This is a genomic window from Breznakia sp. PFB1-19 (assembly GCF_029893935.1).
GTDB classification, from domain to species: Bacteria; Bacillota_I; Bacilli_A; order Erysipelotrichales; family Erysipelotrichaceae; genus Breznakia; species Breznakia blatticola.
In genome coordinates, this window is record NZ_JARXXJ010000005.1 from 22,006 (window position 1) to 38,327 (window position 16,322).

15 protein-coding genes are annotated in these 16,322 nt (G+C 34.4%); all 15 read left to right on the forward strand.

The annotated features are described in order from the left end of the window. Window position 1: 1 nt before the first annotated feature. On the forward strand, window positions 2–820 hold the full coding sequence (locus M2098_RS03765) for a transketolase (RefSeq protein WP_280682657.1): 819 nt from the start codon (window positions 2–4) through the stop codon (window positions 818–820). Then, window positions 817–1,743 (forward strand): transketolase C-terminal domain-containing protein, encoded by a 927-nt coding sequence (locus tag M2098_RS03770; protein WP_280682660.1) that lies wholly within the window; start codon window positions 817–819, stop codon window positions 1,741–1,743. The genes M2098_RS03765 and M2098_RS03770 overlap by 4 nt, the downstream gene beginning before the upstream one ends. Beyond that, window positions 1,740–3,191, forward strand: coding sequence for an FGGY family carbohydrate kinase (locus M2098_RS03775; protein WP_280682662.1), 1,452 nt, complete (start codon window positions 1,740–1,742; stop codon window positions 3,189–3,191). Before M2098_RS03770 ends, M2098_RS03775 begins: the two co-directional genes overlap by 4 nt. A gap of 9 nt (window positions 3,192–3,200) precedes the next feature. After that, window positions 3,201–4,454, forward strand: coding sequence for a DUF4038 domain-containing protein (locus tag M2098_RS03780; RefSeq protein ID WP_280682664.1), 1,254 nt, complete (start codon window positions 3,201–3,203; stop codon window positions 4,452–4,454). Between the two features lie 194 nt (window positions 4,455–4,648). Continuing rightward, complete coding sequence (locus tag M2098_RS03785) at window positions 4,649–5,215, forward strand: hypothetical protein (RefSeq protein WP_280682666.1); 567 nt, start codon at window positions 4,649–4,651, stop codon at window positions 5,213–5,215. Window positions 5,216–5,308: 93 nt separating this feature from the next. Further along, on the forward strand, window positions 5,309–6,049 hold the full coding sequence (locus M2098_RS03790; protein ID WP_280682669.1) for a MerR family transcriptional regulator: 741 nt from the start codon (window positions 5,309–5,311) through the stop codon (window positions 6,047–6,049). A 33-nt stretch (window positions 6,050–6,082) separates the two neighbouring features. Further along, the gene (locus M2098_RS03795) at window positions 6,083–7,258 is read left to right on the forward strand and encodes a M28 family peptidase (protein WP_280682672.1); all 1,176 of its coding nucleotides are present in this window, start codon (window positions 6,083–6,085) and stop codon (window positions 7,256–7,258) included. A 158-nt stretch (window positions 7,259–7,416) separates the two neighbouring features. Then, window positions 7,417–8,733, forward strand: coding sequence for an RsmB/NOP family class I SAM-dependent RNA methyltransferase (locus tag M2098_RS03800; protein ID WP_280682674.1), 1,317 nt, complete (start codon window positions 7,417–7,419; stop codon window positions 8,731–8,733). Between the two features lie 150 nt (window positions 8,734–8,883). Beyond that, complete coding sequence (locus tag M2098_RS03805; protein ID WP_280682676.1) at window positions 8,884–9,501, forward strand: hypothetical protein; 618 nt, start codon at window positions 8,884–8,886, stop codon at window positions 9,499–9,501. Window positions 9,502–9,526: 25 nt separating this feature from the next. Then, window positions 9,527–11,392 carry a BglG family transcription antiterminator gene (locus M2098_RS03810; protein ID WP_280682678.1) on the forward strand — a complete coding sequence of 622 codons (1,866 nt, stop codon included), beginning with the start codon at window positions 9,527–9,529 and terminating at the stop codon, window positions 11,390–11,392. A gap of 86 nt (window positions 11,393–11,478) precedes the next feature. Next, complete coding sequence (locus M2098_RS03815) at window positions 11,479–11,796, forward strand: PTS lactose/cellobiose transporter subunit IIA (protein WP_280682680.1); 318 nt, start codon at window positions 11,479–11,481, stop codon at window positions 11,794–11,796. Then, window positions 11,789–13,180, forward strand: coding sequence for a glycoside hydrolase family 1 protein (locus M2098_RS03820; protein ID WP_280682682.1), 1,392 nt, complete (start codon window positions 11,789–11,791; stop codon window positions 13,178–13,180). Before M2098_RS03815 ends, M2098_RS03820 begins: the two co-directional genes overlap by 8 nt. 1 nt (window position 13,181) lies before the next feature. After that, the gene (locus tag M2098_RS03825; RefSeq protein ID WP_280682684.1) at window positions 13,182–13,472 is read left to right on the forward strand and encodes a PTS sugar transporter subunit IIB; all 291 of its coding nucleotides are present in this window, start codon (window positions 13,182–13,184) and stop codon (window positions 13,470–13,472) included. Between the two features lie 4 nt (window positions 13,473–13,476). Next, a complete protein-coding gene (locus tag M2098_RS03830) occupies window positions 13,477–14,787 on the forward strand; it encodes a PTS transporter subunit EIIC (protein ID WP_280682686.1) in 1,311 nt (436 codons plus the stop codon). 244 nt (window positions 14,788–15,031) lie between these two features. After that, on the forward strand, window positions 15,032–16,321 hold the full coding sequence (locus M2098_RS03835) for an adenylosuccinate synthase (RefSeq protein ID WP_280682688.1): 1,290 nt from the start codon (window positions 15,032–15,034) through the stop codon (window positions 16,319–16,321). The last annotated feature ends 1 nt before the right edge of the window (window position 16,322 follow it).

The window sequence follows — 16,322 nt, forward strand, 5'->3', positions numbered from 1 at the left end:
AATGAATGAATTAAAGAGAAAAAGTTACGAATTACGAAAAGATATTATTGAAATGATGTATGCATCAAAAGCAGGACATGTTGGAGGGGACTTAAGTGTTGTAGACATTTTAACTGTACTGTATTTTGAAATTATGAATATTGATCCAAAGAATTTTGAAGATCCAAATCGTGATCGTTTCTTATTAAGTAAAGGACATTGTGCAGATGCATTATTTGCAGTATTAGGAGAACGTGGATTTTATAACAAACAAGAAGCAATCCAAACATTTTCAAAGTATAATTCAAAGTTTATTGGACATCCCAATACCGAAGTGCATGGTGTAGAAATTAACTCAGGATCACTAGGTCATGGCTTATCTATTGGTGTTGGTATGGCATTAGCTGCAAAAATGAATAATCAAGAGTATCGTACATATGTTGTACTTGGAGATGGTGAAATGGCAGAAGGTTCTAACTATGAAGCAATGATGGCTGCAAGTCAATATCATTTAGATAATTTATGTGCCACGATCGATGTAAATGGATTACAGATTAGTGGAACTACAGATGAAGTGATGTCCACTGCTTCACTAGCAAAAAAGTTTGCTGATTTTGGGTGGCATGTAATTGAAGTAGCGGATGGAAATGATTGTATGCAATTGGTAGGTGCATATACACAAGCGATGCAAATGAAAGAAAAACCAACAGTGGTGATCGCTCATACAGTAAAAGGTAAAGGTGTCTCTTACATGGAAAATCAAAAAAGTTGGCATCATGGTGTGATGAATGAAGACCAGTACAAACAAGCCATTCGTGAAATTGAGGAGGTTCTAGCATGAGTACAATAACAAATCGACAAGCTATATGTGATGTATTAGTGGATAAAGCAAAAAATGACAAGGATATTGTCGTGGTGTGTTCTGATTCACGAGGGTCTGCATCACTAGCAACCTTTGCCTCAACGTATCCAAAACAATTCGTAGAAGTCGGTATTGCCGAACAAAATCTTGTTGGTATTTCAGCAGGGCTAGCAAGTTGTAATAAAAAAGTATTTGCAGCATCCCCAGCAAGTTTTATTAGTACACGTAGTTATGAGCAAGTAAAAGTTGATGTTGCATATTCAAATACAAATGTCACACTTATTGGTATTAGTGGAGGAGTCAGCTATGGTGCACTAGGGATGACACATCATTCATGCCAAGATTTTGCAGCGATGTGTGCACTTACTGGAATGCGTGTATATTGTCCAAGTGATCGCTTTCAAACGACAAAACTTATGCAAGCATTACTAGAAGATGATAAACCAGCATATATTCGTGTAAGTCGCTCAGCAACGGAAGATGTATATGATGAAGCCATTGATTTTCAATTAGATAAAGCAAACGTAATTCAACAAGGGACAGATGTTGTATTGATCGCATGTGGAGAAATGGTACCATATGCCAAAAAAGCAGCAAAGCAATTGGAAGCATTAGGTATTTCCACTGGACTCATTGACATGTATTGTTTAAAACCATTTGATCAAGAAACGTTATTCGAGCAAACAAAACAGGCAAAACTTGTGGTCAGTATTGAAGAACATGCACCTCAAGGAGGACTTGGTAGTTTTGTTGCTCAAGCATTATCTATGCACCAACCAAAACGAATGATACAATTATGTTTACCAGATGAACATTTGATTTCAGGAACAAATAAAGAAATGTTTGCATACTACGGATTGGATGAAGATGGGATTGTTAAAGCAGTCCAAAATGCATTATGAGTTACATTCTAAGCATTGATCAAAGTACGCAAGGAACAAAAGCTATACTCTTTGATGACAAAGGAAATATTGTAAAACGTGTTGATAAAGCACATCAACAGTTGATTGATGCAAATGGATATATTTCGCATGATCCAAATGAAATCTTTGATAATGTTGTAAGCGTAGTTTCTGATGTGATTGCACAAAGCAAAATTGATGCAAGTACAATTCAAGCAGTTGGGATTAGTAATCAAAGAGAAACAACAGTTATGTGGGATGCAGATGGTCATACATTAGCAAATGCTGTGGTATGGCAATGTTCAAGAGCAAGTGAAATTGCCAAACGATATGAACCGTATAAAGACGATATCTTTGATATAACAGGTCTTGTATTATCACCGTATTTTCCAGCAAGTAAGATGCGTTGGTTAATTGAATATGTGCAACCACAAGCACCATACTATTTTGGTACAATGGACACTTGGTTGATTTACAAACTAACCAACCAACAAGTATATAAAACGGATGCATCGAATGCATCAAGAACACAGTTGTTTGATATTCATACAGGAACTTGGTCGAATTACTTATGTAATTTGTTTGAAATTCCTAAGCAAGCATTGCCTGAAGTTTGTGATAGTAATGCATGCTTTGGGTATACAGATTTCGCCGGATTGCTAGAAAATCCGATTCCAATATGTGCAGTTATGGGGGACTCGCACGCATCACTTTATGGACAAGGTTGTCATGCGCAAGGACAAGTGAAAACAACACTAGGTACGGGTTCATCAATTATGATGAATATTGGAGATAGTTACAAAAAAAGCACGAACGGTCTAACGACATCACTCGCATGGAAAATTGATGGAAAACTTGAATATGTTTTTGAAGGAAATGTTAATTATGCTGGTGCAGTAATTACTTGGCTTCAAAAGGATTTACAACTTGTAGATGAACCAGATGATACAATAGAAGCAATAGCAAGAAGTAATCCAGATGATGAAACGATTCTCGTGCCCGCTTTTTCTGGACTATCTGCACCATATTGGAAAGAAGATGTTCGTGCATTATTTTATGGGATGAGTCGTACCACAAAAAGAAATGAATTAATTAAAGCGACTGTAGAAAGTATCGCTTTTCAAATAAGTGATGTTCTCCACGCGATGGCTAAAGATAGTGGGTTGCATTCATTAGAAGTAAAAACGGATGGTGGGCCAAGTAAAAATCCATATCTCATGCAATTTTTAAGTGATATGGCACGTGCCACTGTCTATGTATCGAGCCAAGAAGAACTATCAGCTATTGGTGTTGCGTATATGGCAGGAATAAAAATGGGGATATATCATAAAGAAACGATCTTTTCTAAGCAAACTTACAAAATATATGAAACGAAAATGGAAATATCATTATGGAAGCAATACATGGATCGATGGAACCATGCAATAGCGGTCTTATTACATACATAGGAGGAATTTATGTTAACAATTTCAGAGAATAAAAAAACACTGTTGAAAGATGAAAAACCTTTCTTCTATTTAGCAGATACATGCTGGTCAGCATTTACAAATATTACAGATGATGAATGGGATTATTATTTGTATAAACGAAAGGTGCAAGGATTCAATACCATCCAAATAAACATCCTTCCACAATGGGATGCATCTGCAACGGATTTAGTATATGAACCATTTGTTGATAAAGATCCATATCAAATCAATGATGCATATTTTGAGCATGCAAAAGAAATGTGTAAAAAGGCAAAAGCACAAGGATTTGAACTTGCACTTGTTGTATTGTGGTGTAATTATGTACCAGGTACATGGGCATCAAATTTTATGAAGGACCATATTTTACCTTTTGATTGTTTGGATGGATACATCACGAAGGTTGATGAAACATTCTCAGAGTTTCAGCCAATGTATGTCATTAGTGGAGATACAGATTTTGAAACCGATCAGACGATATCGTATTATGTAAAAGCAGCAGCTACATTGAAAAAACTTGCTCCAAAGTGTTTATATACAACACATATCAAAGGACGTTATACATATATTCCAGAAAATCTAAATGCATATTTAGATTTCCTATTTTATCAAAGTGGTCATAATGCACAGGATTTATCCATGCCATATTCATTAAGTGAATCTATGCAACAAACATATCCTGACAAACCCTTAATTAACTCTGAACCATGTTATGAAGAAATGGGATATTCTCGTCAAATGTATGGACGATGGACGCGTTATGATGTGCGTCGCGCCGCATATGTAAGTGTACTATCTGGTGCATGTGCAGGTATAACATATGGTGCTGGTGGTATTTATAGTTGGCATAAAGTGAACAAGAGTTTCGCTAAATTTCTTGGTGAAGGATTTGATGATCCAAAATCGTGGGAAGAAGCGATGGCATTTCCAGGTGCTTGGGACTACGGATATCTTAAGGCACTACTAGAAAATTTAAATATACAAAGTCTAGAAGCACGACAAGATCTTTTGCTAAATGACACAAATGATATTCGTGTAGCTAAAGCAGATAATGGCATATATCTTGTCTATATTCCTTGTAATACAAAGGTGCGTTTAGATTTAGATTGTAGTTCATACACACTGCAAACCATTGATTTAGAGAACCGATTTGTTGCAAACACCGCTTATGAAATCAAAGAAGGAAAAACGATTCTTGCAATACATCCATTCCATGATGATGCGCTAGTTGTTATTAAAAAATAAAAGTAAAAACATACGATAGAGTAGTTTTGAACAAATTTAGGTAAATAAGATCTGCAAAAAAATGTAGATCTTTTTATATGACACGTATAGGTATTTTGTATGGTTGTTGTTATACTGAAGTTATGAAGACTCAAAACCAATTAAACAAAATTTGTATATTTAGTGAATCTCATGAGTTCTTGTGGGAGAATTTCTTGCGTCGAAATCCTGCTTTGAAAATAGATTTGGATACAAATATAAAAACATGTTATCCAAGTTCGTATTATGTAAATGGAGTCGAGTATCATATTCCATATCGCATTGGCTATGAAGTAAAAAAACTAAAGCACTCCAATACGCATGAAAAAGTTATTGCATACTGTCCTATGAGTCGACATCATAATGGATTTGTGCGAGAGAAATATCTCAAAAAAGTACTAAAGAAAAAATATTTTCAACAATATTCGTTTGTATCAGCGTATGTGTTGCGTCTTATTGGTGAATATGTTGAAGAAATATGGGATGTTGTATACGAACATAAACATTTGTTTGATAATGAAACGACAAGGTTATTTATTTATGAAAATAATCAGTTCATAGATAAGATGTTTCAAAGAAGTTATTCATATTTTAGCAATAATCGTTTTGGTAAACCCCTTAAGAAACGATATCTAATGAATCCGTTAATTTGCAAAGGTCCTTTGCTGAATGAATCTTCCAATTATAAACTATTATCATATGTAGTAAATCTTAAACAAGAGATATATCGAGAAGATATATAGTATTCGTGCAATCACTATTGAGTTTACATAGATGGTGTAAAAATAGGAGTAGAATATGTTGCTAAAAATTTACATGATATAATAACTGTACTTATGAAAACGTATAAGACAAATGAACTAGCAAAGCAATTTCAGATTCATGCAAATACAGTTCGCTTGTATGAGGGACAACACTTCATCAGCAAGGCAAAAAGATTAAAAAATGGATATCGTCAATTTGATGAAATCCATTTTTGGCAGTTATTCATTTGTCGAAAGATATTTGAGTTTCCTTACTCCAATTCAAGAATTCGTAAATCTGGAATTGACATTATTTATACAAGTGGAGCACAGAAAGTTGAACTACTTGATGAAAAACTATCAGTCTATCGTTCTATTATTTTAGAAGAATTGCAGAAAGCACAACATGCAAATCAGCTTCTTCAAGATTGGATGAACGATCAAACAATAGAAGAAAAAACGCATTATTATACACGTAAAGAAATTGCGTCAATATTAGATACAACTAAAGAAACCGTTCGTAATTGGGAGAGAAATGATCTAGTTCAAACAACCCTTCTAAATGATCCACAGCAACGCTACTTTGATGAAGATGCATTGAAACGTTGTAGAATTATTTATCTACTTCGTCAAGTTGGTTTTAGTATGCATGCAATCTATCAATGTCTTCATGCATTAGATACAAATGATGCTTCATTAAATCTATCTAAGGAAGAAGCTTTTTCTGCAGGAGATCGTTGGTTAATAGAACTAAACTCACTTTTTAACTCGATTCCTTCACTAGAAGAAGCAGTTGATAAATTAAAAACCCTACACTTGCTCACCACCCTGTAATCTATTGATATAGTTGTATCAGGAGGTATGTCTATGACACAACTAACAAAACATATTGAAGCGATTATTAAGGAAAGAGCATGTGGTAGTGAAGCAAATAATGAGGTTGTTCACTACATAAAACAACAAATGGAAAAAAACAGTGACTTTGTAGAGAGTTTTCCTTTTGAGTGTATGATATGGAAGAAAGAGTATTCTTATGTGAATCTAGATGGAAAGAAGCTAGAAATCCTTGCCAGCCCATTTTCAAAAGAAGTACATACAACTGGAAAACTATGTAGTGTATCTACAATTGAAGAATTGAGAAATTGCGATATGAAGGATTGTATTGTATTAGTCTATGGTGACTTAGCAAAGAATCCAATTTCCGCAAAAGATTATCCGTTTTATTATCCTGATGAACACAAAGAAATAAATGATATCTTTGAATCAAGAAAACCAAAAGCAATTCTTGCGTTTACTGGACAGGCATCAAACTGTGGATTGCATCCATTCCCGTTATTTGAAGATGGAAATTTTGAGATTCCTTCTGCCTATATTGAAGAATCAAAGGTATCTTTATTTTTATCTCACTTAAATGAATCTGTCGAAATTGCAATCAACTCACAACGATTACCTGCAACATCTTCTCAACTAGTTGCAACTAAAAAAGGAAATAAAGAGGATCTAATTATTGTATGTGCACACATGGATTCTAAAGATGATACAGATGGAGCAATTGATAATGGAAGTGGTACACTTGTGCTATTAAGAATGTTAGAGTTGTTAGATGGGATTTTAACTTCTCACACCATCCAGTTTGTCCCTTACAATAGTGAAGAAGTGTATCATGCAGGTGGTGAATTAGCTCATCTAGGACAATTGAAAGACAAGAAAGTAGCCTACGTTTTAAATATAGATACTCCTTGTTTTAAAAAACGCAAAAGTGAGATATCACTGTTTAATATCGATAGTCAGTCTAAAATGATTACGGATGTTGTTTCAAAAGAAAAACAATTATGTATTGGAGAACCTTGGTATGCAGGAGATCATATGCCATTTGCGATGCAAGGGATTCCTACCTTAGCTGTTATAGTGGAAGACTTTAATAATGAAGGTGTTTTCTATACACATACAAAACAAGACAACAAAGAATTACTTGATGATAAAATCATCGAAGAAGTTTCAGCATCTCTTGTGAATCTGTTGTTAGCAATTGACAGTCTATAATTATCATTCCTTTAAACATTACATTACAATTAACTAATCCTACTTATTTAAACTTGAGTAGGATTTTTTTTGTGTTAATAAGAAAACATAGTGTAATGAGTAGAGTTAGTGTAAAAAATATTGCACTGTTTTTTCGTTTTTGATATATTATTTCCGTTATGAATAAGACTTTTTTAGATCGAATGCAAACCTATTTAGGCGACGAATATGAAGCTTACATAGCTTCTCTTGAAAAGCCCTTATATAAAGGAATACGAAATAATACGCTTAAAGATAGTAAAGATTTGCTGGAACAAACATTTCAATTAGAACCATCAAAGTTTAATGAAGATGGATATTCTACGTTAGAAGATATTAGTGGAAAACACCCATTGCATAAAATGGGCTGCTTCTATATGCAAGAGCCTTCAGCAATGTCTGTTGTGCAAATTGCAGATATACAAAAAGGAGATTGGGTCCTTGATATGTGTGCAGCTCCTGGAGGAAAAAGTACACAAATTGCATCGAAACTTCAACATACGGGATGTTTAGTTTCCAATGAGTATGTAGGAAAACGAGCAACAATACTGATGTCCAATCTTGAGCGAATGGGTGTTGGTGAATGTATTATAACCAATGCTTCAACTAAGCAACTAGCTGCAGAATTCATGGGAATATTTGATAAAGTAATTGTCGATGCTCCTTGCAGTGGTGAAGGTATGATGAAAAAACATGATATTGCATCACAAGAGTGGAGTGAAGCGAATGTACTTGCCTGTGCAAAGCGACAAAAAGATATTCTTGAAGATGCTTATTTATGTGTTAAAGAAAATGGTGTACTTGTATACTCTACATGTACATATGCCAAAGAAGAAAATGAGTATGTTGTGGATGCCTTTTTAGAAGCACATCCAGATATGGAATTACTTGCAATAGAAGCATCATTTGGTCGCGAAGGATATGATACACCTCGAGTGAAAGGTGCTTATGTAAGACGTATCTTTCCAATGGATGATGGAGAAGGTCACTTTATTGCAAAATTAAGAAAAAAGGGAACACAAGAAACAAAGAAACTGCAATTGTGCAAAACCATACCATTACCAAAAGAAGTTGAAGCGTTCTTGCTAGATCAAATTGGAGATATCGATTTCTACTGTTACCAAAGAAATAATCATGTGTATATTAAGAAATCACCATTTATTGACTTGGCTAATATACATGTATTACGGCAAGGGATTGAAGTTGGTGAAATAATAAAAGGACGTCTAGAACCACACCAACACTTCTATATGGCAGCAACATTACAAAATAAGTTTCAACATAAGATAACCGTAACAGAAGAACAGTTATCCTCATTCCTGCAAGGGAATGTATTGATGATACCTTGTGAAAAAGGGTATGTGGCATTGATGTATGAAGGATATGCTGTCGGGTTTGGAAAAAGCGATGGTAAACAAATCAAAAATAAATATCCAAAAGGATTGCGCATTCGATAAAAGTAAATATAGATTGAAGATGTTAACTCGGATATGGTTGACATCTTTTTTTACCATTTTGTAACGGCAAAAAGAAAAGTTATTTCTTCATTTTGAATTGATACAATTTGATTAAGTCAAAGTGAAAGGAATTAATAAGTTATAGAATAAATGAATCGATATATAAACAAAGAATATATGCAACGCATTCTTTTTGTCGTTGTAGGATCCATGATTATGGGAGCAGGGATTGGAATTGCAGTAGCTTCAGGACTAGGAGCAGATCCATTAGCTATCCTCTGGGAGGGAGTGTGCAAAGTCACTGGATTATCCTTAGGAGAAAGTAATGTAGTTGTAGCACTTATCATGGCAATTCCATTGCTATTATTTGATCGCAGTCAAATTGGACCAGGGACAATTCTCTCGCCATTATTGGTCGGTTTCATGACGGATTTTGTATTGGGATTATCTATTCCTATTTCATCTATTGTAATACGTGTAATAATGATGATAGGTGGACTTGCATTACTGGCGATTGGAGCAGCTATATATGCAAGTGCAAACATTGGGCGATCAACATATGATGGATGTTTGTTTATCATTCATTCGTACTTCGGATTTTCCATTGCTAAAATTCGTAGCTGTGCAGATTTCTTATTATTGGTTTTCGGTGTATTATTAGGGGGAAGTATATCTATTGGACCATTTGTAGCTATTATCATAGTTGGACCGATTTTGGGCAAGGTATTATCCTATATACAAAGTAGACATTATTTTACAGAGCGCTAATACATAATAGAAGTGGAGGATACAAATGCAGATCACACGTAGGCAAGAAAAGATAATTAGAACACTAATGAATGCTGACGAGTTTTTGAGTGCAAGCCAATTATCCAAAGCGCTTAAAGTAAGTGAGAAAACTATCCGTAATGAAATTCAAGCGCTCAAAGATATATTAGGTCAACCAATCATCGAATCTGTTCGTGGAAAAGGATATATTCTTTCAGATGTACAAAAAGGTAACTCTCTACTTGAACAGGCACAAAGTATACCTGCGAAGCGACAAATTCTAATTTTGAAACACATTATCTCTCACAAGCAAGATGATTATTATGATGTTGCTGACCAGTTTTATATTAGTGAATCAACATTGGAAAAAGATATCCAACAAATCAATAAGCAAATTGCACATCGTTTTGATGGAATTAAAATAGTGCGTGAGAAAAATCAACTGTATTTAGCAGGAGATGAAAGTAAGAAACGAGAAGTTACGACGTATTTTCTAATAAGTGAAATTCAGGAATATGATTTCAATTTTAGTAACTATACCTCGTATTTTAAATATTGCAATATTGTAGATGTAAAACAGAATACCATGCAATTTTTCAAAGAAAATCAAATTGAGATTAGTGATATGGCATTGGTATCTCTTATCTTGCATTTAGGAATTATGATTGACCGGGTAAAAAGTAAGAATTATTTAAAATCGTTTGTGAAAGCGCGTTTGCATGAAAGCGATGCGATTCTTTGCGAACAATTTATTTGTTTTGTACAACAATATATTCAAGAGGATTTACCAGAAAGTGAAATGAATTACTTACGATCAATTTTCGTCTCTAAGATCAGCTTACAAAATGAGCATTATGATGAAGAAAAACAGTTACGTCAATTTATCGATACCATGCTGCAAAGAGTAAATGAATTTTATCAAGTGGATGTACAACATGATACAGACTTTAAGCATAACTTATTAATTCATCTTATTGCATTAAATCAACGTACGGAAAATAATAAGTACCTGCAAAATCCATTGATTGATGATATTCGTAAGAACTTTCCATTAATCTATGATATGAGTGTCTTTATTTCCCTGGAAATACAAAATGAATTGCAATGCAAATTGTCTGAAGATGAAATTGGATATATTAGTTTACATTTGATGTGTGAAGTTGAAAAAATGAGTAAAACGAAAGGTGTAATTTTACTTGTAAATCCAAATGGAAATACTTCTTCGCGATACATTGCACAACGTATACACAATGAGATTTCTCAAGATATAGAAGTACGTTTCCATTCCTCATTGGCAATTGATGCATTACCTGAAGAAGGCGTCGATCTTATTGTTAGTACAATTCCACTAAATCAAAGAAAGGATGTTCCTTTCTATATGTGTTCAAGTTTTATTACTGAAAAAGAAATTGATGATATTCATCAATTGTTGAAGATGGGACAACAAGCATCACAAGAAAATGTGCATGCATTTGCATCACTATTTCATGAGAACTTATTTTTTCCACAGTTAGATATTGATAACAAGGATGCATTGATTCAAATGATTTGTGATCGTCTTGTAGAACTAGAATATGTAGATGAAAACTATATTCACTCGATTATGAAGCGGGAACAAATTGCACCAACTTCATTTGGTATGAATTTCGCGATTCCGCATCCCGTTGAAAAAATTGCCTTAAAAAGTGCGATGGCAGTAGCAAGTTTAAAGAAACCAATTATATGGGGTGAACAAGAAGTGCAATTAGTATTCTTGTTTTCACTTGCGAATGGAGCAGCTAATATTACAGATATGTATGAAGTATTGTTAACTGTAATGGAAGATGAACAAGCTATTCAAGCTATTACTGAAGCGAAAACATTCGATGAGTTTTTATCAATTATGAAATAAATATCTTTTTTCCATTACGCAATGGCAAAAAGGTATTTTTCTTTATTTCTACATCTTTCTATAATGAAACTAACAAGGAGGAATCGATGTCAAAATATGAAATGGAAGCATTTCAAATCATCTTACATAGTGGAAATGCAAGAAGTAGTGCTTATGAAGCAATTGCAAGTGCTAGAAATGATGATTTAGGAATTGCCAATACTAAGATAGAAGAAGCAAGAAATGAAATCGTTCTTGCACAAAAAGAACATGCAAAACTATTACAACGTTCGACAGTCGAAAACATGGAAATTGATTTGTTGATGATGCATGCAGAAGATCATGTGGCATCTTCGCAAGTAGCCGTTGATCTAATTCAAGAGATGATTCGAATGTATGAAAGGTTTGGTGATCAACATGGATAAAAAGTTTTTATGGGGAGGTGCAAGTGCATCATACCAATGTGAGGGTGCATGGGATGAAGATGGTCGTGTTCCATCACTATGGGATGTGTATTTGCATGATAACCAACTAGAAGATGGAGATGTTGCAAGTGATCACTATCATCAATATGAACAAGATATTGCAATGATGGCAGAAGGTGGACAAACCAGTTATCGATTTTCACTAGCATGGCCAAGAATCATCAAAAACAAAGAAGGAGAAATCAATCCAAAAGGAATTGATTTCTATAACCGTTTAATTGATACCTGCCATAAATACAATATTGAACCTTTTGTGACATTGTATCACTGGGACTTACCACAGTACTGGGAAGATGAAGGTGGCTGGTTAAATAAAGAAGTGGCTACTGCATTTGCACATTTTGCGCGTGTCTGTTTTGATGCATTTGGTGATCGTGTAACGTATTGGAGTACATTCAATGAACCAAAGTGGTTTGTCGTAAATGGGTATTTTATTGGTAACTATCCACCAGGATGCAAAGACATTCAAAAGACAATGATTGCTGCATACAATGTTATGTATGCAAGTGCATTAGGAGTTAAGGTTTTCAAAGAAGGTGGCTATCCAGGAAGTATTGGGATTGTTCATTCGTATACGCCTGTTGATGGTGTGGATGATACAATAGAAACACAGATTGCGGTTCGTAATGCAGATAATTATTCAAATAACTGGGTACTTGATACAGCCGCATTTGGTGAATTTCCAATTGATCTAATCACAAGATTATCTTTGAACTATGATGTGAGTTTTATAAAAAGTGAAGACTTAAAAATCATAAAAGAGAATACGGTTGATTTTATTGGGTTGAACTACTATGCAAGAGCATTAGTAAAACCATACACAGAAGGTGAAACACAATTGCGTTTCAATCACTCTGGAAAAAAAGGAGAGTTCAAAATACTAATCAAAGATTTCTTTGAACAAGTTAAAGATCCAAATAGTGAATATACGCAGTGGGATACAGAAATCTATCCCAAAGGATTACAAGATGGACTTATTAAAGCTTATGAGAAATACAAGCGTCCATTATTTGTGACAGAAAATGGGGTTGGGGTACATGAAGATGTATCTGTCGATATGGTGCAAGATGACTATCGTATTTCATTTATGCATGATCATATTAATGCAATTATGAATGCACAAGACCAAGGCGTGGATGTGAGAGGGTATTATGCATGGTCGCCATTTGATTTATATTCATGGATGAATGGTGTTAAAAAACGTTATGGATTAGTTGCTATCGATTTTGATGATCAACTAAAACGTAAGCCAAAAGCATCATATTATTGGTTTAAAGATACAATTGCATGTAATGCAAAAAATATAAAAAGAAAGGAGCTATAAAATGAAAAAAATCATGCTTGTTTGTAATGCCGGGATGTCGACAAATATGTTGGCAAAGAAAATGAGAGATGCAAGCAATGGAGAATTCGAAGTAATTGCACAAGGGGAAGCAGAATACTTAGATTATCTTGAAGGTGTAGATCTAATTTTAGTAGGACCACAAATCCGTTACTTAATTCCAGATATTCAAAAACAAGTGGATATTCCTGTGGAAGGAATCAATCCAATGAAATATGGAGTGCTTGATGGAAAAGGTGTACTAGAAGATGCAAAAAAAATAATAGGGGGTTAATTAAATGTTTGAAAAATTAAATCAAGTAATTGAACGTAAGTTGATGCCAATTGCCAATCGCTTAAGTAGTCAAAGACACTTAAAAGCAATCCGTGATGCATTTATCTCACTTTTACCAATTACACTTGCAGGGGGAATTGTCGCTGTATTAAATGCAGCTCCTGTTACAGAAACAACAACGAATGGATTTTTACTAGCATGGAAAGCATTTGCTGATAGCAATAGTTTTCTATTTGGTTGGGTCAATGCACTAACGCTTGGTGCAATGTCCTTATATATTTGTATTGGGATAACATATTTCTTATGTCGTCACTATAAACTTGTGCCATTTCAACCAATTTTGTTATCGGTATTTGGATTTCTACTATTGATGATGACACCGCTTGAATTGGGTTGGGCAGGAAAAACTGTAGAAATTAGTTACTTGGATGGAAAAGGATTATTACCAGCGATCTTTATTGCGATATTTGCAGTAGAAGCATATCAGTTTATGCGCTCACGAAACTGGGGACGCATTAAACTGCCAGATAGTGTACCAGCTTCACTATCAGAAACGTTTGCTTCACTAGTGCCAAGTATTGTTGTCATTGGAGTATATGTTGCCATCTTTGCTGGATTTAATGCCTATGATACAACATTACCGCAATTCATTTACAAAGTAATTTCACCAACATTAAGTGCTGCAGATAGTTTACCGTTTACGATTTTAATTACATTAGCGGTTCACTTATTTTGGTTCTTTGGAATTCATGATGCTGCACTTGCAGGAATCCTTGGTCCTATTCGTGATGGAAATCTTTCGATCAATGCAGCTGCACAAATGGCAGGACAAGCATTACCTGCAACATTCACAACATCATTCTGGGTATACTTTGTTATTATTGGAGGATGTGGATCTGTATTAGCACTAGCAATTTTACTAGTTCGTTCAAAATCGAAACAACTACGTACTGTAGGTGGTATTGGTATTCTACCAGCATTCTTTGGAATTTCTGAACCAATTATCTTTGGTGTTCCATTAATGCTAAATCCAATCTTCTTTATTCCGTTTTTACTTACATCAACTGTAAATGCAATTATCTCATTTATTTTGATAAGTAATGGTTTTATTGAGAAAACATTTGCGATGTTAAGTTGGAATATGCCAAACGTATTTGGAGCATTCTTATCAACGATGGATTGGAAAGCTGCAGTGTTAGTCATCTTCCTAATTATACTGGATGCTATTATTTACTATCCGTTCTTTAAAACATATGAAAGAAACTTAGTAAAACTTGAAAATGAACCAGCAGTTGAGACTGTAGAAAGTAAATAATATATGAAAAGGGATCTCGTATCCCTTTTTGTATTTATGTATAAAAAGTAGACACTATTATATATAAGGATAGGAATTGGTTAAAATGTGCGGATAATATAGGTACTTTCGCACGTGAAAAACTGATATCGCTTACATGGAAATTTTTTAGTATTGTTATACATTATTGTAAAGTTTTGTATTATAATACCCATGTACGATCGAGAAAGGAAAAGTATACATAGTAATGTATACAGGTAAATGAATGGCAGGCTATGTTGTTGTTGGGACCCAGTGGGGTGACGAAGGTAAAGGAAAAATCGTAGATGTACTTGGAAGTCAAGTTGACTTAGTGGTACGTTTCCAAGGTGGAAATAATGCGGGACATACCGTAGTAGTTGAAGGAAAGAAACATATTCTTCACTTATTACCTTCTGGAGTATTACATGAAAATGCAGAATGTATTATTGGTCCAGGAGTTGTTGTTGATCCTTTTGTTTTTCTAGAAGAAGTTGAGTTATTAGAAAAAGGTGGAATTAGTAGCGACCACATTTACATCAGTGAACGAGCACACTTGATCATGCCGTATCATATTGCACTTGATAAGTATCAAGAAGAATATAAAAAAGATAATAAGGTAGGAACAACCAAACGTGGAATTGGACCTACATACGCTGATAAGTTTACACGTATAGGATTACGTGTAGGAGATTTAAAAGATTTCGAATCGTTTAAGAAAAAGTTAGCATTCACTCTAGAAATGAAAAATCTAGAGATTACCGAAATGTTTCACAAAGAACCATTTGATTTAGATGAAATGATTTCACAATTTGAAATGGTCCGTGAAAAATTACTTCCTCGTATGATAAATGCAATGGTAGTTGTAAACAAAGCACTTGAAGATGATAAGTTTGTATTGTTTGAAGGTGCACAAGCAGCTATGTTAGATATAAACTATGGAACGTATCCATATGTAACAAGTTCATCACCAACAAGCGCAGGTGTTTGTGAAGGTGTTGGAGTATCACCAAAAAAACTTGATCGTATTGTTGGGGTTGTAAAAGCATACTCAACAAGAGTTGGTGAAGGACCATTTGTTACTGAACTACTTGATGAAAAAGGTGACTACATTCGTGAGAACGGACAAGAATTTGGAGCAACTACAGGAAGACCTAGACGTTGTGGTTGGTTAGACTTGGTTGTTGTAAAACATGCATGTACAATTAATGGACTTACCGATTTGGTAATCACCAAAATTGATATCTTGAGTGGATTAAAAGAAATTCCTGTATGTATTGGTTATGAAATTGATGGTGAAGTCATTGATTACATTCCTGCAAGTGTCGAAGATGTTGCAAAAGCAAAACCAGTTTACGAAATCTTGCCAGGATGGGATGAAGATATTAGTAAATGTCCTACATGGGAAGAACTTCCAGCAAACTGTCGTGCATACATTGAAAAGATTGAAGCATACACAAAAACACCAGCGTCTATGATTTCTGTAGGACCTGGTAGAGAACATAACATTTATCGTAAAGATATTATTGAAAAATAAG